Annotated in this window: 24 protein-coding genes; 10 read left to right on the top strand and 14 right to left on the bottom strand. The window is 62.5% G+C overall.

The genetic code is table 11. The features are described 5' to 3' along the window. Nucleotides 1-65 precede the first annotated feature (65 nt). From IAE39_RS07555 to IAE39_RS07530, 6 genes are all read right to left on the bottom strand, one after another. Nucleotides 66-536 (bottom strand): Lrp/AsnC family transcriptional regulator, encoded by a 471-nt coding sequence (locus tag IAE39_RS07555; RefSeq protein WP_012272218.1) that lies wholly within the window; start codon nt 534-536, stop codon nt 66-68. A gap of 18 nt (nt 537-554) precedes the next feature. Then, nucleotides 555-1,850, bottom strand: a complete 1,296-nt coding sequence (locus IAE39_RS07550) for an NAD(P)/FAD-dependent oxidoreductase (RefSeq protein ID WP_201200892.1) — start codon at nt 1,848-1,850, stop codon at nt 555-557. A gap of 95 nt (nt 1,851-1,945) precedes the next feature. Beyond that, on the bottom strand, nt 1,946-2,785 hold the full coding sequence (locus IAE39_RS07545; protein ID WP_201200890.1) for an ABC transporter substrate-binding protein: 840 nt from the start codon (nt 2,783-2,785) through the stop codon (nt 1,946-1,948). Nucleotides 2,786-2,845: 60 nt separating this feature from the next. Further along, nucleotides 2,846-3,610 carry an amino acid ABC transporter ATP-binding protein gene (locus IAE39_RS07540; RefSeq protein ID WP_201200889.1) on the bottom strand — a complete coding sequence of 255 codons (765 nt, stop codon included), beginning with the start codon at nt 3,608-3,610 and terminating at the stop codon, nt 2,846-2,848. 15 nt (nt 3,611-3,625) lie between these two features. Beyond that, nucleotides 3,626-4,591: an amino acid ABC transporter permease gene (locus IAE39_RS07535; RefSeq protein ID WP_201200888.1), complete on the bottom strand. Its 966-nt coding sequence runs from the start codon at nt 4,589-4,591 to the stop codon at nt 3,626-3,628. 362 nt (nt 4,592-4,953) lie between these two features. Further along, on the bottom strand, nt 4,954-5,835 hold the full coding sequence (locus tag IAE39_RS07530) for a LysR family transcriptional regulator (RefSeq protein ID WP_201200886.1): 882 nt from the start codon (nt 5,833-5,835) through the stop codon (nt 4,954-4,956). 185 nt (nt 5,836-6,020) lie between these two features. On the opposite strand from IAE39_RS07530, the gene IAE39_RS07525 reads away from it, so the two are divergent. Further along, nucleotides 6,021-7,664 (top strand): acetolactate synthase large subunit, encoded by a 1,644-nt coding sequence (locus IAE39_RS07525; RefSeq protein WP_201200885.1) that lies wholly within the window; start codon nt 6,021-6,023, stop codon nt 7,662-7,664. Between the two features lie 248 nt (nt 7,665-7,912). Here IAE39_RS07525 and IAE39_RS07520 read toward each other — a convergent pair whose 3' ends face one another. Next, nucleotides 7,913-9,013, bottom strand: a complete 1,101-nt coding sequence (locus IAE39_RS07520) for an NADH:flavin oxidoreductase (protein ID WP_201200884.1) — start codon at nt 9,011-9,013, stop codon at nt 7,913-7,915. A 123-nt stretch (nt 9,014-9,136) separates the two neighbouring features. Here IAE39_RS07520 and IAE39_RS07515 point away from each other — a divergent pair, with 123 nt between their 5' ends. After that, nucleotides 9,137-10,027, top strand: coding sequence for a LysR family transcriptional regulator (locus IAE39_RS07515; protein WP_201200883.1), 891 nt, complete (start codon nt 9,137-9,139; stop codon nt 10,025-10,027). Between the two features lie 146 nt (nt 10,028-10,173). On the opposite strand, the gene IAE39_RS07510 is transcribed toward IAE39_RS07515, so the two are convergent. Next, the gene (locus tag IAE39_RS07510) at nt 10,174-12,720 is read right to left on the bottom strand and encodes an HWE histidine kinase domain-containing protein (RefSeq protein ID WP_201200882.1); all 2,547 of its coding nucleotides are present in this window, start codon (nt 12,718-12,720) and stop codon (nt 10,174-10,176) included. A gap of 81 nt (nt 12,721-12,801) precedes the next feature. Further along, entirely contained in the window at nt 12,802-13,590 is a 789-nt protein-coding gene (locus IAE39_RS07505; protein WP_201200879.1) for a LuxR C-terminal-related transcriptional regulator, read from the bottom strand. A 270-nt stretch (nt 13,591-13,860) separates the two neighbouring features. Between IAE39_RS07505 and IAE39_RS07500 the strand changes: the two genes are divergently transcribed. Continuing rightward, nucleotides 13,861-15,225 (top strand): APC family permease, encoded by a 1,365-nt coding sequence (locus IAE39_RS07500; protein WP_201200878.1) that lies wholly within the window; start codon nt 13,861-13,863, stop codon nt 15,223-15,225. Nucleotides 15,226-15,237: 12 nt separating this feature from the next. Beyond that, the gene (locus tag IAE39_RS07495; RefSeq protein WP_201200877.1) at nt 15,238-16,341 is read left to right on the top strand and encodes a DmpA family aminopeptidase; all 1,104 of its coding nucleotides are present in this window, start codon (nt 15,238-15,240) and stop codon (nt 16,339-16,341) included. A gap of 89 nt (nt 16,342-16,430) precedes the next feature. Here IAE39_RS07495 and IAE39_RS07490 read toward each other — a convergent pair whose 3' ends face one another. Continuing rightward, nucleotides 16,431-17,351 (bottom strand): LysR family transcriptional regulator, encoded by a 921-nt coding sequence (locus tag IAE39_RS07490; protein ID WP_201200875.1) that lies wholly within the window; start codon nt 17,349-17,351, stop codon nt 16,431-16,433. Between the two features lie 104 nt (nt 17,352-17,455). Between IAE39_RS07490 and IAE39_RS07485 the strand changes: the two genes are divergently transcribed. Beyond that, nucleotides 17,456-18,208, top strand: coding sequence for an SDR family NAD(P)-dependent oxidoreductase (locus IAE39_RS07485; protein ID WP_201200873.1), 753 nt, complete (start codon nt 17,456-17,458; stop codon nt 18,206-18,208). 138 nt (nt 18,209-18,346) lie between these two features. After that, nucleotides 18,347-18,964 (top strand): dTMP kinase, encoded by a 618-nt coding sequence (locus IAE39_RS07480; RefSeq protein ID WP_201200871.1) that lies wholly within the window; start codon nt 18,347-18,349, stop codon nt 18,962-18,964. A gap of 21 nt (nt 18,965-18,985) precedes the next feature. Here IAE39_RS07480 and IAE39_RS07475 read toward each other — a convergent pair whose 3' ends face one another. Continuing rightward, nucleotides 18,986-19,873 carry a LysR family transcriptional regulator gene (locus IAE39_RS07475; protein WP_236548449.1) on the bottom strand — a complete coding sequence of 296 codons (888 nt, stop codon included), beginning with the start codon at nt 19,871-19,873 and terminating at the stop codon, nt 18,986-18,988. A 96-nt stretch (nt 19,874-19,969) separates the two neighbouring features. Between IAE39_RS07475 and IAE39_RS07470 the strand changes: the two genes are divergently transcribed. Next, nucleotides 19,970-21,361: an MFS transporter gene (locus IAE39_RS07470; protein ID WP_201200869.1), complete on the top strand. Its 1,392-nt coding sequence runs from the start codon at nt 19,970-19,972 to the stop codon at nt 21,359-21,361. Beyond that, the gene (locus tag IAE39_RS07465; protein WP_201200868.1) at nt 21,333-21,710 is read left to right on the top strand and encodes a nuclear transport factor 2 family protein; all 378 of its coding nucleotides are present in this window, start codon (nt 21,333-21,335) and stop codon (nt 21,708-21,710) included. The genes IAE39_RS07470 and IAE39_RS07465 overlap by 29 nt, the downstream gene beginning before the upstream one ends. A gap of 22 nt (nt 21,711-21,732) precedes the next feature. Here IAE39_RS07465 and IAE39_RS07460 read toward each other — a convergent pair whose 3' ends face one another. Beyond that, complete coding sequence (locus tag IAE39_RS07460) at nt 21,733-21,987, bottom strand: type B 50S ribosomal protein L31 (protein ID WP_201200867.1); 255 nt, start codon at nt 21,985-21,987, stop codon at nt 21,733-21,735. A 73-nt stretch (nt 21,988-22,060) separates the two neighbouring features. After that, nucleotides 22,061-22,489 (bottom strand): DUF4440 domain-containing protein, encoded by a 429-nt coding sequence (locus IAE39_RS07455; RefSeq protein WP_201200865.1) that lies wholly within the window; start codon nt 22,487-22,489, stop codon nt 22,061-22,063. A 150-nt stretch (nt 22,490-22,639) separates the two neighbouring features. Here IAE39_RS07455 and IAE39_RS07450 point away from each other — a divergent pair, with 150 nt between their 5' ends. Together IAE39_RS07450 and dksA are read left to right on the top strand one after the other, a co-directional pair. Then, entirely contained in the window at nt 22,640-23,986 is a 1,347-nt protein-coding gene (locus IAE39_RS07450) for a dihydroorotase (RefSeq protein ID WP_201200864.1), read from the top strand. A 31-nt stretch (nt 23,987-24,017) separates the two neighbouring features. Continuing rightward, on the top strand, nt 24,018-24,422 hold the full coding sequence (gene dksA / locus IAE39_RS07445; protein WP_201200857.1) for an RNA polymerase-binding protein DksA: 405 nt from the start codon (nt 24,018-24,020) through the stop codon (nt 24,420-24,422). A gap of 193 nt (nt 24,423-24,615) precedes the next feature. Here dksA and IAE39_RS07440 read toward each other — a convergent pair whose 3' ends face one another. Next, complete coding sequence (locus IAE39_RS07440; RefSeq protein ID WP_201200848.1) at nt 24,616-25,056, bottom strand: Lrp/AsnC family transcriptional regulator; 441 nt, start codon at nt 25,054-25,056, stop codon at nt 24,616-24,618. Between the last annotated feature and the right edge of the window lie 103 nt (nt 25,057-25,159).

Genomic DNA, 25,159 nt, shown 5'->3' with positions numbered 1-25,159 from the left:
CCCCCCCCCCCCCCCCCCCCCCCCCCCCCCCCCCCGCTCCTACAAGGATTGTGAGCGGGTTGAGATCAAAGGGTCAGCTTCTTGCTGAACTTGGTCTCCATCACGATATGCGAAGCCGTATGGGTCACCCCCTTGATCATGTTGATCCGGGTCAGCTCGGCATTCAGCTCGCCCAGGGTGTGGGTGGTGAGGTGGATGATGAAGTCCATTTCCCCCGACACCGCATACACCGCCTGCACCGAGTCCATCTTGCGCAAGGTGGTCATCACGTCGGTGTAGCTCTTGTTGCTGCACGAGGTCATGGTGAAGCAGTTGATCACCTGCTGCAGTTTGTCCTGGTCGATGCGCACACTGTAGCCGGTGATCACCCCGGCGTTTTCCAGGCGGTTGATGCGCTCCTGCACGGCCGAACGCGACACGCCCAGCTTGCGCGCCAGCGAGGCGGTTGGCTCGCGGGCGTTGGCCTGCAGCAGTGCCAGCAGTTGGCGGTCCTTTTCGGTCAGCTTGAACAGCGCGCCGGGGGGCAGGGCATCCATGGCGATTCCTGTGATGTTCTAGTTGTTGTACTGCGCGCGGGCTTCCTGGAGCTTGTCCATCAGCTTCAGCCCGGCATACACGGTTTGTGCCGCAGCCGGCCCGAACGGCCCGCCGTTCCATTGCAGGCCGTAGGCATCGAACAGGCGGTAGCGGTCGCTGTCGCCGCAGACCGCCTCGGCGACTACCCGCGCGCCCACGGGTGCGGTGTTCATACCATGGCCCCCAAATGATGTACAAGCCCACAACCCCGGGCCCAGCGGGCCGATGTGCGGCATCTTGTGGCGGGCGTAGCCCATCAGGCCGGACCACGCCTTGGCGATTTTCAAACCCTGCAACTGCGGGTACACGCTGAGGATGTCGCGGGTCAGCAACTGCCCCAGGCGCTGTTCATCCTGCAGGTTGCGTGTGGTGATGTGGCCACCCCAGAGCAGGCGGTCGCCCTCGACAATGCGGTAGTAGTCGGAAGCGCGGCGGTTGTCACCGATCGCATCTGTAGTACGTACTACGTCATGCAGGCGTTCACCCAGGTGTTCAGTCAGCACCACGTAGGTGGCAATCGGCAGGAACGCCCGGCGCAACTGGCCAAACTCGGGGCCGCCATAGCCGCCACAGCAGTACACCACATCGTTGCAGCTGACGGCGCCCTGTGCGGTGACCACCCGGTGGTGGCCGTGCTTGCGCTCAACCCGCAACATGGGCGACTGCTCGTGGATGCGGCCACCTGCAAGTTCCACCAGCTCGGCCAGGCCCAGGCAGTAGTTCAAGGGGTGGAAGTGAAAACCGTGGCTGTCGCGCAGCCCCTGGAAGTAGCGGTCGGTGTTCAGGCGGCTGCGCAGCGCCTGGGTATCGAGGTACTCCATGTTGAAGTCGAAGTCGCGGGCCATGCGGTCGCGGGTGCGCTGCAGGTTGTCGGCGTCGTTGTAGCGCACCACACTGAGCTTGCCGGTGGTGGCGGCGCAGCCTGGTAGCTTGTTGCGCACAATGGTGTCGCGCACGATATCGACACCCTCCAGCGAAAGGCGGAACAGCGCGGCTGCGGTCTGCTTGCCACAACGGCGCTCGATCGCCGACAGGCCCTCTGACCAGCCCTGCAGCACGAAACCGCCATTGCGCCCGGAGGCGCCCCAAGCCACCCGTGCCGCTTCCAGCAACACCACCGAGCGCCCGCGCATCAGCAGTTCACGGGCCACGCTGAGGCCGGCCAGGCCGCCACCGATCACGCAGGCATCAGTCCTGGTTTCGCCGGCTAAAGCGGCGCGCTGCGGGGCAGGGCGCATGGTCCCGGTGTAGTAGTTGTTGCTGTAGCTGGACATCGGCTGGGTCATCCTTTTACTGGGCGCTGCAGGTTCTGCGGGCATGGGGGTGCCGTACGCCCTCCCGCTGAAGGGCGTTGGCAGGCGGGCTGGGGTTACTGCACTTGCGTGAGGTCGGCGCCGTACCACTTCTCGGACAGCTGCTTCAGCGTGCCGTCGGCTTTCATGCTGTCAACGGCCTTGGCCAGCTCGGCATTGAAGGCGTCGTCGCCCTTGTCGGTGGCGATGGCCAGCGGCTCGTAGTAAGCAGGCTTGCCCTGCACCGGGGCGATCGGGTAACCGGCCTTGATCGCGCCCATGATGGTGGGCAGTGCCGACAGGGTGGCGTCCAGGCGCGTGCCGTTGCCCATGCGCAGGTCGTCGAGCGGGCCCATGCTGTCACCGTAGGTTTGCACATCGCCCGGCTCGACTTCATAGGTGAAGGCTGGCACGTCCGCCGCGTCGATCTTCAGCCGGCGGTTGATGTAGTCCTCGGAGGTGGTACCGGCTTCTACGCCGATGGTCTTGCCATTGAGGTCTGCCGCGCTGGCGCCAGCGGCGTCCTTGTGTACGGCGAACACATACGGGGTGTAGTAGTAGATGGCCGGGAAATCGAGCACTCGGCCACGCTCGGTGGTCGGGGTCATCGAGCCGACCGACAGGTCCCAGCGGCTGGCCCAGCGCCCGGCGGTGATTATGCCGTACTCGGGGGTGACGAATGCCACCTTGCTGCCCAGGCGTTTGCCAATCTCGTTGGCCACATCGATGTCGAAGCCCTTGAGGGTGTTGTCTTCGCCGAGGAACGACTGCGGTGGCCAGTTGGCGGCGGTGGCCACCTTCATCACCTTGCTCTGGTGGATGCGGTCGAGGGTGGCGCCGGCCCAGGCGGCACCGGCCATCAGGGTCAGGCTGCCGGCAACGGCGGTGAGTGCGAACAAGCGTGCGACTGGGTTCATTCGGTAAGTCTCCGGACTGCGGTTGTTATTGTGGTGTTGGCACAGCGGTAGACACAGGCCTCAGTGGCTGAGGATCTGCGAAAGGAACTCCCTGGCGCGCGGGTGGCGCGGGTTGTCGAAGAATTCGTTGGGCCGGCCCTGTTCGATGACCTGGCCCTGGTCCATGAAAATGATCCGGTCGGCCACCCGGCGGGCGAAGCCCATTTCGTGGGTGACGCAGAGCATGGTGATGCCGTCCTGGGCCAGCTCGCCCATCACGTCGAGTACTTCCTTGACCATTTCCGGGTCCAGCGCCGAGGTGGGTTCGTCGAACAGCATGATGCGCGGCTTCATGCACAGCGCACGGGCAATGGCCACGCGCTGTTGCTGGCCGCCGGAAAGCTGCCCGGGGAACTTGTCGGCCTGGCTGGCGATGCGTACCCGGTCGAGGTATTCCAGGGCCAGGGCGCGGGCCTGGGCCTCGCTCAGCTTGCTGACCAGGCGCGGGCCGAGCATCAGGTTTTCCAGCACGGTCAGGTGCGGGAACAGGTTGAACTGCTGGAACACCATGCCCACCTGGCGGCGGATCGCGGCCACGCTGGCCGCATCACGGTTCAGCGGGTTGCCGGCGATCAGCACCTGGCCTTTCTGGAAGTCTTCCAGCAGGTTCAGGCAGCGGATCAGCGTGGACTTGCCCGAGCCGGACGGGCCGCAGACCACCACGATCTCGCCGCTGGCGATTTCCAGGTCGATGCCCTTGAGCACGTGAAAGTCGCCGTACCATTTCTGCAGGCTGCGGATCGATACGGCGGCCTGGGTGGCAGCAGGGGTGAAAGGCTGGTTCATCTTTAGGCTCCTCGATCAGCGGTGGGCGCGGTTGAAACGTTTTTCCAGGCGCGACTGCACGGTTTCGAGCAGGATCGACAGCACCCAGTACAGGACGGCGGCGGTGATCAGCATTTCCAGGTGGCGGAACTCCGCACGGCCCTGGGTACGGGCGAGGAACATCAGCTCCCATACACCGATCACCGACACCAGCGAGCTGTCCTTGAGCATGGAGATGAACTGGTTGCCGGTGGGCGGGATGATCAGGCGCATCGACTGCGGCAGGATCACCCGGGTCATGGCCTGGAACGGTGTCAGGCCAATCGCCCGCGACGCCTCCCATTGCCCGCGCGGGATGCTGCTGATACCGGCACGGAAGATCTCGGTCATGTAGGCGCCATAGCACAGCGACAACGCCAGGATGCCTGCTGGCACCGCCCCGACCACGTAGCCAAGTTGGGGGATACCCAGGTAGATCAGGTAGATCTGGATCAACAGCGGCACACCCCGGAAGAACGAGGTGTAGAAGCTGGCAATGGCGATGGCAAAGCCGTTGGACGACAACCGCGCAGTGGCCCCCAGTAGCGCCAGGACGAAGGCGATGGCGATCGAAAGGGTCGACACATAGACCGTGGTGAACACCCCTTGGGTGATCATGAAGCCGACCTTGCTGGCAATGAAGCTGTAGGACAGGTCGAAGGTGTCGAAGAACAGCAAAAACAGCAGCAACAGCTCGCACCACACCGTGATCACCTGGGCCCGCAGCGGGAAACGGCCAAGGATAAACAGGTTCAACACCAGGGTGACGGCCAGGGTGCCGGCCACGGCGATGTTGCGCAGCAGCGGTGCCTGCAGGTCGAGCACGATCGGGCCCATCAGCTTGGCCAGGCTGCCGTCACCCACGCCATAGAACAGGGCGAGGGCGAAGATCACGGCCGTGACCAGGCCCATGAAAGCCGGGTTGTCGGTCGCACGCGGTTTGACGATGTGGTCTTTGTACATGGGGGGTCGTGCCTCACGGAGCTGGGCTCGTTTGTTGTTGTGGGGTCATTGTAGGGAGGCGAAGCGCAGGCAAGAACTTGTCGAAATGCAATTAATCAACAGTTTTTGCTGGCAATTGGAGGGGTTGTATCACGACAAATGCGGATCGATATCTGGCGGATTGTTGGCGTGTTATCGGGTGGAGTACAGATGTACTACCGAATGGCCTGGCAGCAATTCGGGGGATGGCACCGGCTTTGCCGGTGTTCGCGGCTAAAGCCGCTCCTACAGTTACCGCGCAATACCTGTGGGAGCGGCTTTGCCGGTGTTCGCAACACCTGTGGGAGCGGCTTTAGCCGCGAAAGGGCCGGAACAGGCGGGTATCAACGTTCCAGGTAATGGGTTTGTGCGGCAAAGTCGATAAAGCGCTTGCTGGCCAGCGACAGATACTCCCCCGACCGCCAGCACAAGCGGAAGCTCATCTGCTGCGCCGGCCGGAACGGCACGCCAACGATGCCCGGTGTACGCTGCTGCACCGAGCGCAGCAGGGTGGCCACACCCATGTTGTCCAGCGCCGCCTGCACTACCAGCGAGACGAAGTTGCTCTGCAGCGCCACCTGGTACGTAATCCCGTGCTCGGCGAAGAATGCATCCAACAAGTGGCGCTGCACGAAGGTACGGTCAAACACCACCATGTCGGTGTTGCGCAGGTCTTCGGCAGTAAGGAAAGCCTTGCCGGCATAGGGGTGGTCGGGGTGCATGCAGGCCAGCATCTCGTCGCTGCCCAGCAGGATAGATTCCTTGTCTGCCGGCACCCGTCGCGATTCCAGCAGCGCCAGGTCGATTTCCCGTTGCTCCAGGCGGTGGCCGATGTCTTCGGCACTGCCTTCGAACACCGTCATGGCGATGCCCGGGTACAACTGGCGGAAGGCGTTCATCAAGCCCGGCACATAGTGCAGGCCGAACATCGGCGGTATACCCAGGCGCACTTCGCCGCGCTTCAGGTCGGCCATGTCGCGCAGCTCCTGCCGGGCAACATCCATTTCGCGCAAGGCAGAAGCAATGCGCGGCAGGAACTGCTCGCCTTCGGCAGTGAGGATTACTTTGCGTGTGGTGCGGTTGAACAGGGTCACGCCCAGTTCTTCTTCCAGCCGGGTTACCGCCATGCTCAGCGCCGGCTGGGCAATGTGCAGGTGCTGCGCAGCCTTGGTGAAGCTGCCTTGCCGGACGATTTCGACACAGCAACGCAATGCCTTGAGGTTCATCGAGGGGTACTACCTTTCATGCCAGTTGCATTCATAACGAACTGTGATGCTAAGCATCATAACAATATATTTATTATTATTAACCAGAGGGCCTACGATGCGCGCCACTGAGACATCCTGCAACATCTCAGTCACGCAGCTTAATAAATCTGCAATCCCACAAAGATTTTGAGGTAGTACCCCAAATGGCCAAGGCCGCCGATGTCGTTGTGCAATGTCTGGAAAACGAAGGTGTCGAGTATGTATTCGGCATTCCTGGTGAGGAAAACCTCGACCTGCTCGAATCCCTGCGCAAGTCGAAGATCAAGCTGGTACTGACCCGTCACGAGCAGTCTGCAGGTTTCATGGCTGCCACCTACGGTCGCCTGACCGGCAAGACCGGCGTCAGCCTGTCGACCCTCGGCCCTGGTGCCACCAACCTGGTCACCGCCAGCGCCTACGCCTACCTGGGCGGCATGCCGATGATGATGATCACCGGCCAGAAGCCGATCAAGAAGTCCAAGCAGGGCCGCTTCCAGATCATCGACGTGTGCGGCATGATGGACCCCATCACCAAGTACACCCACCAGTTCGCCTCGGCCGACAACATCCCGTCGCGCATGCGCGAAGCCTTCCGCCTGGCTGAAGAAGAAAAGCCGGGTGCCGTGCACCTGGAACTGCCAGAAGACATCGCCGCCGAGCAGACCGACGCGCTGCCGATCCCACGCAGCCTGCACCGTCGCCCGCTGGCCGAGCATGTGGCCATTGAAGCTGCTGTAGAGAAGCTGCTGGCCGCGCGTAACCCGATCCTGGTGATCGGCGCTGGCGCCAACCGCAAGATGACCGCCAAGGTCCTCAAGCAACTGATCGACAAGACCGGCATCCCGTTCATCACCACCCAGATGGGTAAAGGTGTGGTCGACGAACGCCACCCGCGCTTCCTGGGTAATGCTGCCCTGTCGTCCGGTGACTTTGTACACCGCGCCGTCGAAGCGGCCGACCTGATCATCAACATCGGCCACGATGTGATCGAGAAGCCTCCGTTCTTCATGGTCCGTGGCGGCACCGAAGTCATCCACATCAACTTCCGCTCTGCCGAAGTCGATGCGGTTTACTTCCCGCAGGTAGAAGTGATCGGTGACATCGCCAATGCCGTGTGGCAGATCAGCGAAGCCCTGAACGACACTGCGCACTGGGACTTCACCCGCCTGATGGCGATTCGTGAAGCCAACGAAGCGCAGATCGCCGAAGGCGCTGACGACAACCGCTTCCCGGTCTACCCGCAGCGCATGGTTGCCGACATCCGTCGCGTGCTGCCGTCCGAAGGCATCGTTGCCCTGGACAACGGCATCTACAAGATCTGGTTCGCCCGTAACTACAAGGCGCACAAGCCGAACACGGTGCTGTTGGACAACGCCCTGGCGACCATGGGTGCTGGCCTGCCATCGGCCATGGCGGCGCACCTGGTGCACCCGGACCGCCCGGTCATTTCGGTGTGCGGTGACGGCGGCTTCATGATGAACAGCCAGGAGCTGGAAACAGCTGTGCGCTTAGGGATGCACATCACCGTGGTGATCCTGCGTGACGATGGCTACGGCATGATCCGCTGGAAGCAGGCCAACATGGGCTTCACCGATTTCGGCCTGGACTACGGTAACCCGGACTTCGTCAAGTACGCCGAAGCCTACGGTGCCAACGGCCACCGCGTGGAAAGCGCCGAAGGCCTGCTGCCGCTGCTGGAGCACTGCATCAAGACCCCAGGCGTGCACGTGATCGACTGCCCGGTCGATTACAGCGAAAACGACCGCATCCTCAACAGCGAGCTGCGTGAGCGCGCGCTGGCGGTGTAACGCATAACGGCCAATTCGCGGGTGAACCCGCTCCCACAGTGACCGCAAAACTGAAGTTTTGCGCGGACCCTGTGGGAGCGGGCGCGCCCGCGAACACCGGCGCAGCCGGTGCCATACACCGCATTGCCTGCTTCGCGGGTAAACCCGCTCCTACAGTGACCGCAAGGCTGAAGCGTTGTGCGTTCACTGTGGGAGCGGCTTCAGCCGCGAACACCGGCGCAGCCGGTGCCATTCATCACGGTACCTGCTCAGCGAGCAAGCTCGACATCCTTGATATCGGCAATCGGGCCGAGGATCGCCGGGTCGAATGCAGCCATTGGCTGCGCGCCTGCCAGCCGTTGCGGGTAATCCGGGTTGGCCAGCGCGGCCTTGCCAAGGGCAATGATATCTGCACCGTCGTCCAGTGCGGTGTCGGCACGCAGCGGATCTTCCAGGCCACCATTGGCAATCAGCAGGGAACCAGGCGCATAGCGACGTGCCAGTTTCACCAGGCTGGCTGAGTTACCGGCAAACGCAGGCTGCCAGGCTTGATGTTCGGTGACATGGATGAAATCGACACCGGCTGCCTGCAGCGAGCCGAAGATAACCGCCGCATCCTCTTCACCTCCCGCCCATTTGTGTTCGAAGTCGTTGACCTTGCCTTGGGAAATGCGCACACCCAGCGGTACATCACCGACGCTGGCGCGAACCGCCTTGATAACCTCCAGTGTCAGTTGCAGGCGACGTTCGCTGCTGCCGCCCCAACGGTCAGCACGCTGATTACTGTAGTCGGTGAGGAACTGGTCGAGCAGGTAGCCATTGGCGCCGTGAATCTCGATACCGTCGAAACCTGCGACTTGCATGGCCCGTTGTGCGGCGCTGGCGAAGGTGCTGATGACATCGGCGATGTCTTCATCGCTCATGGTCCTGGGTTCGGCATATCGCCCCTCGCCGTAATAGAAACGCATCTGCTCGCCTGTTGGCCTTACCGCCGAGGGGGCAGCCGTACCTGGCTTGAAGCGGTTGCCCTGGCTCAGCGCGCCGGCATGCATCAGTTGCGCAAATGCCATGCCCTGGTGCGCCTTGATCCGCTGGATTACCGCTTGCCAGGCATGCGCCTGCTGGTCACTCGCCATGCCGGGCTGGTTCAGGTAACCCTGCGAGTGGGCCTGGTCGGTATATAGCCCTTCGCTGATCACTAGGCCGAACCCGCCCTTGGCGAAACGCTCATAGTAATCGGCCATTGCCGCAGTGGCGTCGCCTGCAGCGGTGGCGCTGACTCGGGTCATGGGCGCTACTGCCAGGCGATTGCGCAAGGTACGCCCGGCAATATCAATTTGAGTTAAAGTGCGCGCTGTGAACGGTGTCATCGGATTTCCTCTTGGGCCAGCAATGGCGGCTACGGTGGCTTTGATCTGGACAGGCTACGGGTGAGCATGCCGCGGACCAAGCAGGCGTAAAGAGAAGCCGGTTTAACCAAAAGGGATAAAGCCATGCTCGTTGCAGACCTGCGCGTGTTTCTCGCCGTCGCCGCTGCCGGCAGCCTGTCGGCGGCAGGTCGCCAGCTCGACATTTCGCCCATGCAAGTGTCACGCAGGCTCGCCTCGCTGGAAGAGGAACTGGGCGTACGCTTGTTCCACCGCACCACCCGCGCCGTGTCACTGACTGCCGAAGGCGAAGCCTTGTTGCCGTACGCCAGGACCATGACCGAGGCCGAGGACAGCGTCATCGGCGAGCTGCGGCCTTCCTCTAACAGTGTCAAAGGTCTGTTGCGCATCACCGCCCCCAGTGTTTTCGGCCAGGGCATCGTGGTGGGTCTGTTGCCGCGATTGCTGGCAAAGTACCCGGAGCTGCGTATTGACCTGGATGTGTCCGACAAGGTGGTGGACCTGGTCGGGCAGGGCATGGACCTGGCCCTGCGTGTGGCGCCTTTGGCCGACTCGGAGCTGGTTGCACGCAAGCTTGCGCCCAACCCACGGGTGCTGTGTGCCTCGCCGGCTTACCTGCAGCGCCATGGTCAGCCCGGTACACTGGCGGCGCTGGAACAGCATGCCTGCATCATGCTGCAGGCTGTGCCACGCTGGCCGTTCGTGGTCGACGGGGCGCTGCAGTACCGGCGCATGCAGGCCCGGGTGAGTACCAGCAGTGTGGATGCCGTGAGGTCGGCCGCTGTCCAGGGTCTGGGCGTTGCCATGCTGGCTTACTGGGATGTGTTTCAGCACATTCGTGATGGGCTGCTGGTGGAAGTCCCGCTGCAGGATGCACAGATGGAGCAGCTGGCGATCTGGGCGGTGATGCCGACCCGCCGCTATGTACCGGCGCGGGTGAAGGTGTTTCTGGCAGCGCTGGAAAGTGCCTTGGCGAGGCTAAGCCAAGGCACTTGAGCCAACACCCCGAAGCCAGTGCAGTACCTGTAGGAGCGGGTTCACCCGCGAAGAATCCAACTCGGTACATGGCACCGGCTGCGCCGGTGTTCGCGGCTAAAGCCGCGCCTACAGGCATGGCGCAAGCGCCTGGATTCTGGGCACGATCAGGAGGCTGTCTTCAACAGGCCTTGCAGGCTGGTCAGAATGGCATTGGCATCGTAGGGCTTGCGCGTTACCGGCACATGCTGCAGGTGCTCGGGAATACTGATGCCGTCGCCATAACCAGTGGCAAACAGGAATGGAATCTGCCGCCGCACCAACTCATCGGCAACCGAAATGGAAGTGCCGGTGCCCAGGTTTACATCCAGGATCGCGGCATCCGGTGCGCGGTCAGCCAGCAGCCTTATGGCCTCATCCTCGGAACTGGCGGTGATCACGTCCTTGATCTGCGCATCATTTAGAATCTGCTCCAGGCCAACGGCGATCACCAGTTGGTCCTCAAGGATCAATACGCACAAGCCTGCCCGTGCGGCAAAGGCATCGGCGGCCTGCGCGACCGGCGCGGCGATGCTGGCAGGCTCGGCTGCTTCGGCCACGGAAAGATGCTTGGCCGGGATTCTGAACAACCCTTGCAGGCCCTCGGGGTGATAGTCCACTGCGCTGGTGCCGCCAAGGTCGAACGGGATGCTGCGGTCGATCAGCACCGAGCCGAAGCCGGTGCGGCTGGGCGGGCGTACCGCCGGGCCGCCGCTTTCACGCCAGGTAATGGCGCAGGCGCCGCTTGCCTCAATGCTCCAGCTTACGCAAAGCGTGCCGCCGGCCCGCGACAACGCGCCGTATTTAGCGGCATTGGTCGCCAGCTCGTGCAGCACCAGGGCCATGACCGAATAAGCGCGGGCATCCAGAATCACGCTCGGGCCCTGCAGCTCGATCACGCCAGCGGCAGTGCGGTAGGGTAATAGCTCGGCCTCCAGCAGTTTGGCCAGGCGCCCGCCACCGTCACCTCGCACCACCTGGTCGTGGGCGAGGGACAGTGCCTGGATGCGCCCCTTCAGCGTTGCCACGTAGTCGTGCAGGGTCTGGCTTTCCGACGTCGGGTGGGCAACCAGTGCGCCAATCAGCGAGAGGATGTTCTTGACCCGGTGGTTGAGCTCTTCGTTGAGTATGCGCTGGCGCACTTCAGCCTTGGAACGTTCGCTGGCCAGCAGTTCGCTGTTGTACAGCACCACTTCGACGATGGCAGTGCGGATGGCATCGCCAAACTGGCGGTCCTGCTCGGACCACGGCAGCGATTGCTGGTGAACGGTTTCTTTCCAGATGGCGAAACTTTTGCGCGGCGTCAGGCGGTCGCCCAGCGCGCCACTGTCGTAGGTCTTGTTGGGGTCCCCGGCCCAGTCGAGCGTCTCGACCACCTCCTTGCGGAAGAAGATCAGGTAATCCCTGGGGTGCTGCGACATCGGAATGATCAGCACGCCAGACACGTCGGTGAAGTATGCCTTGGCTGCCGGCAGCACCATCGACAGGCGGTTGGACGCCCAGGTGCGGCCGTCGCTGACAATGTCGGCCAGGCGCAGCAGATCAGGCACGGCCGACTTCGGAGGGGCTAGCCCGACGGATGCCCAGCGGCCCTGCAGCGACATGCCGATGCCGTCGCAGGGGATCAGCGCCATCAGCCGGGGCAGGCGGGCGTGGAAGAACCCGTCGATGTCAGCGGCCTGGTTGGCGTCACGCAGCAGGCTGTCCAGCGCTTTGTGCACCTGCACGGCGGCTTCAAGCTTTTGCCGGCTGCGCAGGGTTTCGATATGCAGCGAGAAGAACTCGCCGAACATTTCCGCCGCCACCCGCTGCCCCATGGCCAGGGTGCGCGGTGCATAGTGGTGGCAGGCGATCAGCCCCCACAACTCGCCGTTGACGATCACCGAAATCGACATCGAGGCGCCCACGCCCATGTTGCTCAGGTATTCGCAGTGAATGGGCGAGACGCTGCGCAGGTGCGCGTAGGAGAGGTCAAGCGGCTCGCCGGAGAGGTCGAGCACCGGGTCGAGGGGCACCGTCTTGAACTTGGCATCGGAAATCACCCGGATCGGGTTGCGCAAATACAGCGCGCGCGCTTGCTGGGGGATATCGGAGGCCGGGAAGTACTGGCCCATGAAACTTTCGAGGTCGCTGCGCTTGGCCTCTGCGACCACCTTGCCGGCGCCGTCCGCACCCAACTGGTAGATCATCACCCGGTCGTAACCGAGCACGGCGCGGATAAACCGCGCGGCGTCGCGGAACAGCTTGCCGGTCTTGTCGATTTCACGCAGTTGGGCGATCAGTGTACGGGCCAGTTCGACGGGCTCGGCAATGCTGTCGCCGGCGGGTTCGAACTCGAGTATTGCTGTCCCTTTGAACAGGTGGGCGGCGATATCGAAGGCCTGGCCGTTGGGCAGCTTGACGCCGAAGCTGAGCGCGGGCCGTGAGGCTTCCCGGGTGCGGGCCAGCGCGTTGCGCAGGGTATGGGCGACCTCATCACCCAACACCGCCTGCAGCTTCAGGCCATTGATATCGCCGGTTACGCCAAGCATTTGCGGGGCGTTGACCGAATGGCGCAAGACCACGGTCGCCGATGCATCGCAGGCCAGCAGGCAGCCATGGGGCTGGATGCTGCCGGGGATCTGGATCGGCTCACGGTCGCAGTTGGTCAGGTTTACTGGGGTGTCGGAGGTCATTGGCCATGCCTGTAGGGGAAGAAGAGGCTGCCAGCAGGCGGCCATCGTCCGTCAGACTAGCAGGCCTTGCTTGCCTTGTACCTACACAGAACTATCCCCGCGGTCATCAGAGAATCCCAGCTCACGGATGAACATCGAGAACAGCTCCGGGTGCGACGAGATGTTCAGTTTCGCGTAAAGGTGGCGCCGGTGCACCTTGATGGTTTCCGGTGAGATGCCAAGCCGTTGCGCCATGGCTTTTGAAGAGTAACCGCGCAGGATCAGCCGGGCAATTTCCAGCTCTCGTTCGGACAGCAGGCCTTGGCCGAACCTGGCCAGGGCATCACCAACCGCAGGCTGCACCGGCAGCGATTGGCCGCTGCGTGCCCAGTGTTGCTGGAGCAAGGCCAGCACCCAGGCGTTGACCAGGTTCAGCTTGCCCAACGCTGTTGCGTCGAAGGCGCGACGCATGCCCAGCGACAACGACAGCACACCGGCAGGTAGTTGCAGCAGAAACTGCACCTCATCCACCAGCACATGGTTCTGGAAGTAGTTCTGGTAATAGTCGGTTTGCCAGAAATGGTCCGGGGCCACTTCCTCGAGGTGGTAGCAACCACTGGCCAGACCTTCGCGGGCGGCCTGGTAGAACGGGTCGAGCAGGTACAGGCCGTCGAGGTACAACTCGCCGGCGACGGGTGCCGGTGCGGCGTCGTATTCCTCCAGCACGTGCGGTGCGCCCTGGGCCGGGAAGTGAATCGCCAGGGCGTTGTCGAACGGTACCCAATGCCGCAGCAACAGGATCACCTGGCGCCAGAAGCGCGGGCTGCCGATGTGCTCGATCGCCCGGGCCAAGGCGGTGTGGCCGGCAACTTCATGAAAGAGAATGTCCACGACAGCATCCTTGGAAAGGGTAAACAGGGCCGCGCCGATGTAAGCAACCACGCAGCGCCTGTGTGGCTTGCCGGCGATGGGCTGCAAAGCAGCCCCGGGGCATTGGCGCCCGATTTGCCAAAGCTGTCAACCGGGGGTACCCCTTAGTGGGAATTGTCCGGCCAGCTACCGCCGCATAGATTTCGTACCCATCAAGCGGGCCGTCGAGCCCGCCACGCATCGCTTCCTGGTTCTGCCTCCTGACACCAACAATAACGTGAGGATGAACAAATGACGTCCAGTAGTGCACCCGCTTCAGAACTCAAACCGACGCTCAGCGTCGCTGATGTAGTCGCCATTACCGTTTCTTCGGTCACCCCCGCCAGTTCGGTGTTCGTCATTGCGCCCTTTGCCATCGCCCAGGCCGGCACCGGGGTCATCTGGGCCTTCCTGCTGGGCGGTGTGCTGGCGCTGATGTTTGCGCTTTGCTATGCCGAACTGGGCCGTGCGCACAGCGCGGCAGGCGGTGAGTATGTGTTTGCCAAGCGGGTATTCGGCGGTATGGCTGGCTATGCCACCTTCCTCACCGTTCTGGCGATGCTGGTGTTCATTCCACCGGTCCTGGCCACGGGAGCCGCCACTTACCTGAATGCGGCGCTGGGCACCCAGCTTGACGGGCAGGTGGTGGCCTTGGTGATTGTCACGCTGGGTTACTTGCTGGCTATCCTCAACATCAAGCTCAACGCGTGGGTCACCGGCATCTGCCTGCTGCTTGAAGTGGCGGCATTGATGGTGATTGTTGTACTGGGCTTCGGTCACGCCCAGCAACCGGTCAGCAGCCTGGTCAGCCCGTTGGTACTCGATAACGGCATACTGCACGCGGCGCCTTGGGCGCTGGTGGTGGGTGCGATCGGCACCGCGCTGTTCTCGTTCAACGGTTATGGCGGCGCCGTGCTGCTGGCTGAAGACATGAAGTGCGGCGGGCGTGGCATTCCCAAAGCGGTGTTGTGGTCACTGGTGCTGGTGGTGGCAATCGAAGTGATCCCGCTGGTGGCGCTGCTGATCGGCGCGCCTTCTTTGCAGGCGATGCTGGCCAGCCCCGATCCGATCGGCTACCTGTTGACGGCACATGGCAACGAAACCTTGTCGCGCCTGGTAAGCGGCGGCATCTTCCTTTCAGTATTCAACGCCATCATCGCCTTGGTGATCCAGAGCGGGCGGGTGATCTACAGCAGCGGGCGCGACGCGTTGTGGATGCCGACCCTGAACCGTGCATTTACCCGGATCCACCCCAAGTGGGAGTCGCCGTGGCTGGCCACGCTGTTCCTCGCCGTGCCGTCTGCGGCGCTGACCTTCAGTTCCAACCTGGGGGAGCTCACTTCGTTCACCGTGCTGCTGATTCTCTGCGTGTACCTGGTGGTCGGCTTGTGCGCACTGTTCAGCCGGGTGCTGCGCCGCGACCGTGAGCACCCGTACCGCATGCCACTGTGGCCTCTGCCGGCACTTGTAGCCGTAACCGGTGCCGGTTACTTGCTGACGACCCTGCTGGCTGCGGCGTCCGCCCGGGACATTTTCATCATCGTTGGTATCTTGCTTGTCTCGGTGTTGCTGTACGGCACCTATGGCAAGTTGAGCCCAGCCTTCCAGAAAATTTGAGCGAGAAACACGATGCGAGCACGCGATTTAGGCATCACCCTGGGCCTCGGCCTGCCAGGCCCGCACAATGCCATCACCGATGTACCCGGTGTGCGGGTTGGCCATGCGACCCTGAACACTACCCATGCCGGCAAACCGGTGCGCACCGGGGTCAGTATCATTGAGCCCCGCGATGGCCCGGCACGCTATCAGCCATGCTTTGCCGGCTGCCACGTGCTCAACGGCAATGGCGATGCCACCGGCCTTGAGTGGATTCGCGAAGCGGGCCTGCTGACCACCGCCATTGCCACCACCAACACCCACAGTGTCGGCGTGGTGCGCGATGCACTGATTGCCCATGAGCACGCGACCCTGGCAGATGCTTCGACCTATTGGTGCATGCCGGTGGTAATGGAGACGTATGACGGCGTGTTGAATGACATCTGGGGCCAGCATGTGAATGCCAACCTGGTGCAGCAGGCGTTGGGCGCAGCCAGCAGCGGGCCAGTGAGCGAGGGTGCGGTTGGCGGGGGAACCGGCATGATCTGCCATGAATTCAAAGGCGGCATCGGGACTGCGTCGCGGGTGCTGCCTGCCGGGGAGGGAAGCTGGACGGTAGGTGCTTTTGTCCAGGCCAACCATGGCCAGCGTCGTGAGTTGCGGGTGGATGGTTACCCGGTTGGCCGAGTGTTGCTCGATCTGCCTTCGCCGTTTGATCAGCAGGACACCCCAGGCATGGGCTCGATCGTGGTAGTGCTGGCCACCGATGCACCGTTGCTGCCGCACCAGTGCCAGCGCCTGGCGCAACGGGCGGCGTTGGGCATTGCCCGTACGGGGGGCGGTACCGATGACTCCAGCGGCGATATCTTCCTGGCGTTTTCGACCGGTAATACCGGGCTGGCGCCGGCCGACTACAACCGCCGCGATCTGCCAAAGACGGCACAGGTGGTGATGGTCAACAACGACCATATCTCGCCGCTGTTCGCAGCGGCAGCCGAGGCGGTTGAGGAAGCCATTGTCAATGCGATCCTGGCGGGGCGCTCGATGCTGGCTGACGACGGGCGCGAAGTGCCAGGCCTTGAGGGCGAACGCTTGCTCACAGCGCTCAGGCAAATGGGCTGGCAAGCCCAAAGCTGACGCGGTCGGTGTAGGAGCGGCTTTAGCCGCGAAGAATCCAACGCGGTGCATGGCACGGGCTGCGCCGGTGTTCGCGGCTAAAGCCGCTCCTACAGGGGCGCTGAATACCAGGCGGGCTCGGACAAGCGCTCGACGAAGAAGTCGGCCAATGCCTGAACTTTCCTGGGCCGGCTGCGCGCCGAGGGCGTGACAAAATACAGCCCGCCCTGGGTCATGCTCCAGTCGGGCAACACCCGCTCGAGGCGGCCATCAGCCAGGTATTCAGCGGCAATGAACTCCGGCAGTTCGGCAATCGCCAGACCTGCCAGCAACGGCGCCACCAGGGCATCGGAGTTGGTAACCCGCAGCGGGCCACGCGGCGTTACGTCCTGTTCCGTGCCATCGATGTGGGTAAACCGCCACACCTGGCTGCGGGCGCGGTAGGCGTAGCTCATGCAGCCATGCTCGGCCAGTTCGCGCGGATGCTCAGGGCGGCCGTGGCGGGCAAGATAACCAGGTGATGCCAGCAGGTACTGGGTGACCGGGCAGATACGCCGCGCTACCAATGAAGAATCGGGCAATGCGGCGATACGCAGGGCGGCATCAAAGCCATCGGCCACAAGGTCAACCGTCGAATCGGACAAGTGCAGGTCGAGCTCCAGCCCCGGATAACGCGCCAGCAACTCCGGTAACAACGGTGCGACCCAGCGCAGGCCAAATGACATGGGCACCGCCAGGCGCACCAACCCGCGCGGCTGTACCGACAACTCCAGGGCCTCGCTTTCCATTTCCTCCGCCTGGCGATACAGCGCGCTGGCCTGCTCGACCATGCGCTGACCAAACTCGGTCAGGGACAACTGCCGCGAAGTGCGGTTGAACAAGCGCCCACCCAGGCGCTCCTCCAGGCGGGCGACGGCACGGGAAACGGTCGGCACCGATACACCCATGGTCCGCGATGCTGCGGCGTACGAGCCTTCTTCAGCCACCTTGGCGAACATGGCCAAGCCTTCGAAATCCGGAATTCTTGCCATTTCAAATCTGCAATGATGAGTTTCAAATGATTCTATTTTGAAAATTGCCGTAGGTCGATACGCTTCTCCCAACAGCAACTCACCAACCTGACGGGAGAAACACCATGAGCAACAAACTCGAAGGCAAGATCGCACTGGTCACTGGCGGTACCACCGGTATCGGCCTGGCCACGGCCAAACGGTTTGCCGAAGAAGGGGCGCACGTTTACATCTCCGGCCGGCGCCAGGCGGAGCTGGACAAGGCTGTGGCACTGGTTGGCAACGCTACCGGGGTTGCGATCGACTCCACCCGCCTGGAACAACTGGACGAACTGTACGCCCGCATTGCCGAACAGCATGGGCACCTCGACGTACTGTTTGCCAACGCTGGCGGCGGCTCGATGCTGCCCTTGGGCGACATCACCGAGGCGCACTATGACGATACCTTCGACCGCAACGTGAAAGGCGTGCTGTTCACCGTGCAAAAGGCACTGCCGTTGCTGGCACGCAACGCCTCGATCATTCTGACCGGCTCTACGGCAGGCAGCTCGGGTACTGCGGCGTTCAGTGTGTACTCGGCTTCCAAGGCGGCCGTGCGCGCCTTTGCCCGCAGCTGGATCCTCGACCTCAAGGACCGTGGGGTACGGGTCAACACCCTTAGCCCCGGGGCAACCCGTACCCCTGGCCTGGTCGACCTCGCGGGGCCGGATGCACAGCAACAGCAAGGTTTGCTCGACTACCTGGCGGCGCAAGTGCCGCTGGGCCGGGTGGGGGAGCCCGTCGAGATTGCCAATGCGGCGGTGTTCCTGGCCAGTGACGATGCCAGCTTTGTCAACGGCGCCGAGTTGTTCGTCGATGGTGGTCAGGCGCAGATCTGACAGGCAATGCAGTAGCAGCGAAGGCGGCCCATGCCGCCTTTCGCCTGTGGAGTACATATGTACTCCGTTCGGCAGAAGCTTGAAGGCAAGGCGCATTAAATGGTCTTATCGCGCGCTTGAGCCTACTGGTATTGAACGATGAACCGCCCGCTGTTTGTTTCCATCGATGGCCCCAAGGGCACCGGCAAGACCACACTGCTGGAGGCCGTGACACAAGCCCTGAGGCTGGACGGGCACAAGGTAGTCCGCCTTTGCGAGAGGAACAACGACCCCTACCGCAGCGAAACCATGGTGCTGGTCAACAGGCTCGCCAGAAGCCCCTGCCAGGCGCTGGAATATCAGGTCTGCGAGCGGTTCGCAGAAAGCCGTGCCTGGGTTTCTCGCAAGGTACTGCCCAAGCAGCCCACTGACAGCATCATCCTGATCGACCGCTGGTACCCGTCTGACGCGGCATTTCGACGTACCGTGCCGTTTGCGCAGATCTTGCAGTTGAACCTTGAGCGCGGGGTGCAAGTGCCAGACCTGCATGTCGGTGTGGTCACCGCCGCTGAAATTTCATGGGCAAGGGCCGCAGCGCGAAACCGCGGGCTGGGCAGTACGGTGATCCACAACCTGGATGAACAGGTTGCCTGCACCGAGGCATTCGAGCGGGCGGTTGCCGAGCATGGCTGGGTGCTGTGCCGCAATGAAGGCAGTGTCGACCAGGCAACGCGGCAGGTGGTTGGTGAGATACAGGCAGTACTGCACAACGCGTGAGTGCTGTTATCGCATGCTTTCCTAATCGTTCCATCGCGCAGTCAGCAGGTCGATGAAAACCCGTATTGCCGCCGGCACATACATGCTGTTGCGATAAAGTGCATGAATCGGTTGCCGTGCAAGTTGGCCAGGGTCAATCACACTGACGAGTTCACCCTGGGCGATGGCATCGTCAACCAGCCAGCCCGGCAGCAGCGCGACACCAAGCCCGCGCAAGGCCATGGCCAGTAACGCCTCGGCGCTATCAGCCTGCAAGCGGGGCTGGCGCTCGAAGCGGCTGGGTTCAGTGGTGACGGGGGCCTTGAAAAATCGCCAGGGTGCATCGCTCAGGTGGGTATGCGCCAGCCAGTCCACTTGCGCGAGCGCGTCTGCCGACCCCACCGGGTGCCGCAGCAGGTACGCCGGGCTGGCAACCAGTTGCAGAGCGTAGTCGCCGATCCTTGCCGCTTTGTAATCGGAATCTGCCAGCTCGCCTAACCGGATTGCCACATCAAAGCGTTCGGCAACCAGGTCACAGAGGTTCGACGAGGCGACGTGCTCGATTGCCAGCTCGGGGTGAGCCTCGGCCATGTCGGCCAGCACGGGCAGCACCGCCTGCAGCGCGAAGGCTGACGTACTGGTAATGCGCAAGCGCCCGCTGAGCCTGGCAGGGGAAGGCAGTACGCTCGCTGACGCACGTTCTGCCTGGTCAAGCAGCTGCCGCGCCTCGCGCAAAAACCGTTCACCGCAATCGGTCAGCACCGTATGCCGGGTGTTGCGCGCCAGCAGGCTCGCACCCAGCTCAGCCTCCAGGCGCCGAACATTGAAGCTGATACGGGCCTTGGACAGGCCCAGCAAGTGGGCCGCCTTGGTAAAGCTGCCGCTGTCCGCAACAGCGATGAAACTGGCAACACGATTGAGGTCGAGCATCATTGTCAAAAAAAGGTTAACAGTGTGGCTGATACTACAGCACTTATTTCGCTGCTGCCGAGGGCTTAAAGTCGGGTTCGCTGAATGGAGTTCATCGTGGCCTTACTCAACCAACGCCGTCGTATCACCTTTTTTTACCTGCTGGGTTTCTTCGTTGACCTGATCAATACCTTCATCACGGCCGTGGTCTCACCGAAAATCGGTGAGGCCCTGCATGCCGATGTCGCAACCTTGGCCTGGGTAAGCACGGCCTACATACTAGGACTGATGTTGGGGATGTTGCCCAGCCGGTGGTTGGCTGAACGCATGGGCGAGCGCCCGCTGCTGGTCGGTTCGCTGGTGCTGTTTTCAGGTGCGACACTGCTGATCGGCAGTTCTGCACAGATGCTCACGCTATTGCCTTTACGCGGCTTGCAAGGCCTTGCCGCCGGGCTGTTCATTCCCGCAGGGCAGGCACTGGTCTACCGCCAGTACCCGGCCAATGAGCGGCCAAAGGTGACCATGGCGATCATGGCCATAGGCTTGCTGGCGCCAGCCGTATCACCCCTGCTGGGCGGCTGGCTGTCGGCACGCTTGCCCTGGCAGTGGGTGCTGGTCGCCAGCCTGCCGATGGCACTGCTGGCGTTGCTGCTGGGCGCTTGCTGGTTACCGCGGGTAGCCCCAGCGATGCGCAGTGAACCCTTCGATGGCAAGGGCTTGCTGTTGGCTGGCGCGGGTGTGGGTATTGGCCTGCTGGGGATGACTGCAGCGGGCAATGGCCAAGGCGGCATGGCACTGGTGTGGGCGTTGCTGTCGGCAATCTTGCTCGGCGGTTACTGGCGTCACTCGCGGCGCAGCGCTGCACCTCTGGTGGATTTTTCGGTAGCGCAAGCACCTGTTTTCGCCGGGTCGCTGATTTTGTATCTGGTGGTGCCGGGGGTGTTCATCGGGGTGAACCTGTTGGCCATGCTTTACCTGCAGGCCGAGCTTGGCTGGAGCGCAAAGGCGGCGGGTAGCCTGATGCTGCCATGGACTGCGGGTGCGGCACTGGCGATTGCCTGCACGACCTGGTGCTACAGGCTGCTCGGCCCTGGCGCCTTGCTGTTGCTCGGGCTGGCGCTGCAGGTACCGGGTTATGCGCTGCTGGCGCTGGCTTCGAGCGTGCCTTCGCTCATGCTGGCCTACACGCTGCTGGGTGTTGGCAGCAGCCTGTGTACCAGTGTCGCGCAAAGCGCTGCGTTTTCTTCCCTGGCCCCTTCGGCACTCGGCCAGGGCAGTACCCTTTGGGCGTTGAACCGGCAATTGAGTTTCGGCCTGGGCGTCACGGCGGTCAGCCTGGTGTTCGGCTTGCTGGCTTCGCGAGTCGGGGCACGGCAAGCGTATCAAAGTACATTCATGCTGGCGGGGGGCTTGCAGGCAACCTGCCTGGTTGCCCTGATCTGGCTGCGGATTCGCTCACCCATCAAAGCAAAGGAACTTCATGGACCGTTATCTGAAAGAAGTCATTGACCTGCATGTCTTGATCGAGGCGCAGTTTGCCCGCGCGCAGGGCACTGTTGCAGCCATGGTCGAGCGGTTTCACCGTGATTTTACAATGGTCACACCTGGCGGCGCCCAGATCGGCCTTGGCGAGGTCGCGTCGCTGTTTGCCCAGCGCGCAGGCGCCCAACCCGGTTTGAGCATTGAGCTCAACGGGCTGGAAACCATCGCGCAATGGCCAGAGGGTGCAGTGGTGCGCTATCGCGAGACGCACCATTTGCCCGGCCAACAGGCGAAGACGCGGCTCTCGACTGCTGTGTTCACGGTTGAAGGAGGGCGCCCCCTGTGGCGCCATCTGCAGGAAACCTGGGCGGCCTGAAACTGCCCGCTCAGGGTTGTTGCTATTTGGTCGTAAAGCCTGCAAACCGCTTGTTGAATCCAGCCACCCGGCCTTCGGCTTTGGCTTTGCGCTCCTGGCCGGTGTAGACCGGGTGCGAGGCACTGGACACGTCGAGCGTGACATAGGGGTAGCTGACGCCATCGGTGTGTACGTGGGTCTTGTCGGTATCGATGGTCGAACCGATCAGCCAGAAGGCATTGGCAGCCACGTCGTGAAACAGGACGGGACGGTAGTCGGGGTGGATGCCGGGTTTCATGTCGAACTCCTTGGTAAGTGTTATACAGTAACAAAATAAACGAAGTTGCGATTCATTTGCAACAACCAGTGGTTCACGCTTCGATCGACGAGTGATGCCCGGTGATCAGCCACTGGTCATCGATCTGTTCGAAGGTGAACAGAAACCGCGCCGGCACCACGCGCTGCACACCGCTGTCGCGGTAAACGAAGGTGTAGAGCCCGCCGACCACCACGGTGCCAAGCTTGCGACTGACACGCTTCTTGAACACCTGGATGTCGCACACCAGTCCGTCATTGGCCAAAAAGTTGTCGAAGTAGTTGCGACGGCTGTCGTCGCAGTCCCTTACCTGGTTCGACAGGGTGGGTACCAGGATGGCGTCTGGCGCATACAGCGCCAGCACTTGGTCAACGTCACGCGTGGCCACCGTTGCCGCCCAGCGATAGAGGGCGGCCTTGGCGCCTGCCAGGCAGGCCAGCTCGGTATCGGCGTAGGGTTCAGCGTTGGTTGCGGTTGCGCTCATGGGGGCTTACCTGGGGTTGGAAAAGGAGGAGTGGCAGGTTCATGCCGGGGTGCGTTAATGTGTTATAACATAACATTAACGTGACAGGTTTCGGATCATGTTTTTCAAAGGCGAACAGGTGCTGAGCAGTAGACCGGGGAGGCTCGTTCAATGAGCGCAATCCTGGTCAGGAATGCCCGGCTGGTGAACGAAGGCAAGGTTTTCGATGCCGATGTCCTGGTGACCCACGGACGAATCGAGAAAATCGCCGCCAGCATCGAGGGCCTGAATGCCCCCATCGAAATTGATGCACAAGGGCGCTGGCTGGTGCCCGGGATGATCGACGACCAGGTGCACTTTCGCGAACCTGGGGCTGCGCACAAGGGCAGCATGGCCAGCGAGTCGCGGGCTGCTGTCGCCGGTGGCATTACCAGCTTCATGGACATGCCCAATACCAACCCGGCGACCTTGACCCTGGCAGCCCTTGCCGACAAAAAGGCCCGTGCAGCCGCGTCCTCGGTAGCCAACTACGGCTTTCACTTTGGCGTGAGCAACGACAACCTCGAAACCGTCGCCAGGCTCGACCCGCGGCTGATTGCCGGGGTGAAGGTGTTCATGGGGGCGTCTACCGGGGGCATGCTGGTCGATGACCCCAAGGTGCTCGAGCGCCTGTTCGCTTGCGTGCCAACAGTGTTGCTGGCGCACTGCGAGCACACGCCCTCCATTCTTGCCAACGAATCACGCTACCGTGAGCAGTTCGGTGATTTCATCCCGCCGGCCATGCACCCGCTCATACGCGACGCGCAAGCCTGCTGGCGCTCGTCCAGCCTGGCCGTGGCGCTGGCAAACCGCTTTGGCACACGCCTGCATGTGCTGCACCTGACCACGGCCAAGGAGCTGGCGCTGTTCGAACCGGGTCCATTGGCCAACAAGCTGATCACCGCTGAGGTGTGCGCCCACCATCTGCTGTTCGATGACCGCGACTATGCGAGGTTGGGCAACCTGATCAAATGTAACCCGGCGATCAAGGCCCGCGCCGACCGCGATGCGTTACGCCAGGCACTGCTGGAAGATCGCATTGATGTGATCGGGACCGATCATGCTCCCCATTCCCTGGAAGAAAAACAGCGCTCTTATGCCTCGGCACCTGCTGGCCTGCCACTGGTGCAGCATGCGCTGCCGGCGCTGTTCGAACTGGTCGAGCAGGGCATGCTGCCGATCACCCAGCTGGTCCGCAAGACCAGCCACGCGGTCGCCGACCTGTTTGCGATCCACGAGCGTGGCTACCTGCGTGAAGGATACTGGGCCGACCTAGCGCTGATCGAACGCCTTGATGCACCACGGCCGGTCAGCCTCGACCCGGTGCTTGCCCACTGCCAGTGGACGCCTTTCCAGCACCACCGGCTGCGCCATCGCGTGGCTACCACGATCGTGTCCGGTCAGTTGGCCTGGCATGAACACACGCTGCATGAGCACTGCCAGGGGTTACCGCTGGCGTTCCATGCCCAACGGCGCTGAGCCTGAACTTACTGACGCGAGAATCACGGCAATGACTGAACAAGAACTGCTCCGCATGCCAGAAGCGGCCTACATGGATGCCACACAGCTGGGGTTCTTCCGCGACCTGCTGCTGTCACAGCGTACCGAGCTGCAAGCGCGGATTTCCAGCGAGTTCGAATTGATGCAGCAGTTCGAACCCAGCAGCGATCCTTCAGACCTGGGCACCGTCGAGGAACAGCGGCAGTGGCAGCTGCGCTTGCTGGAGCGGGAAAAGAAGCTGCTGGACAAGATTGACGAAGCCTTGGAGCGGATTGCCCGGGGGGAGTATGGGTGGTGCAGGGATACTGGCGAACCGATAGGGCTCAAGCGGCTATTACTGCGCCCGACGGCAGCGCTGTGCATAGAGGCAAAGGAGCGGCAGGAGCGTAAGGAACGGCACATTCGTGAAGATTGACGCGTTGTGCAGGATGGCACCGGCTGTGCCGGTGTTCGCGGCTGAAGCCGCTCCTACAGGTACCGCGTGAAGCTCAAGCCTGCGCCGTACCTGTGAAGTTCTAGCCTTCGCCATACCTGTGAAGTTCAAGCCTGCGCCATACCTGTGGGAGCGGGTTCACCCGCGAAGAAGGCGACGCGTTGGCTGCAATTTATCACGCCCCCTGACGGTCGATATCCCGGCGCAGTACCACCGAGGTGGTAATGTCCTCCACCGATTCGTGCCGTGCCACGTTGTCACGTACCTGGTTGAGGTCATCGATGGTGCGCGTTTCTACTTCAACTACCAGGTCGAGCTGGCCGCTCACCGAGGAAACCCGTCGCACGCGCGCGTCGGTGGCCAGTTGGTCGAGCAGCCCCATGGCCGGCGTGCGCTGCAACGTCACCAGCAAGATCGCACGTATCACGTTGGCGTCTATTTCGCCGATGTCCGCGCGGTAACCGCGAATGATCCCGCTGCGCTCAAGGTTGGCGACGCGCTCGGTCGTGGCGCTTCTGGAAAGGCCGATGCGGCCGGCCAGTGCCTTAAGCGCAATGCGCGCGTCCTTCGAAAGTACTTCCAGAATCTCACGATCTTTTGCGTCCAGGTCACGCATTGCACCACCCAATAAGCCCGCCGTCTTTATGCCGGTCGGAACCGGCATAATGCCTGTTGATCCCGACCGTATGCAGGGTGTCGGTTTCGGTGGTGCATGACAA

This window comes from Pseudomonas sp. S37 (genome assembly GCF_016658545.1).
Classification (GTDB): Bacteria; Pseudomonadota; Gammaproteobacteria; order Pseudomonadales; family Pseudomonadaceae; genus Aquipseudomonas.
The sequence above is the reverse complement of the archived record's forward strand: the minus strand, read 5'-3'. Positions and strand labels throughout refer to the sequence as shown.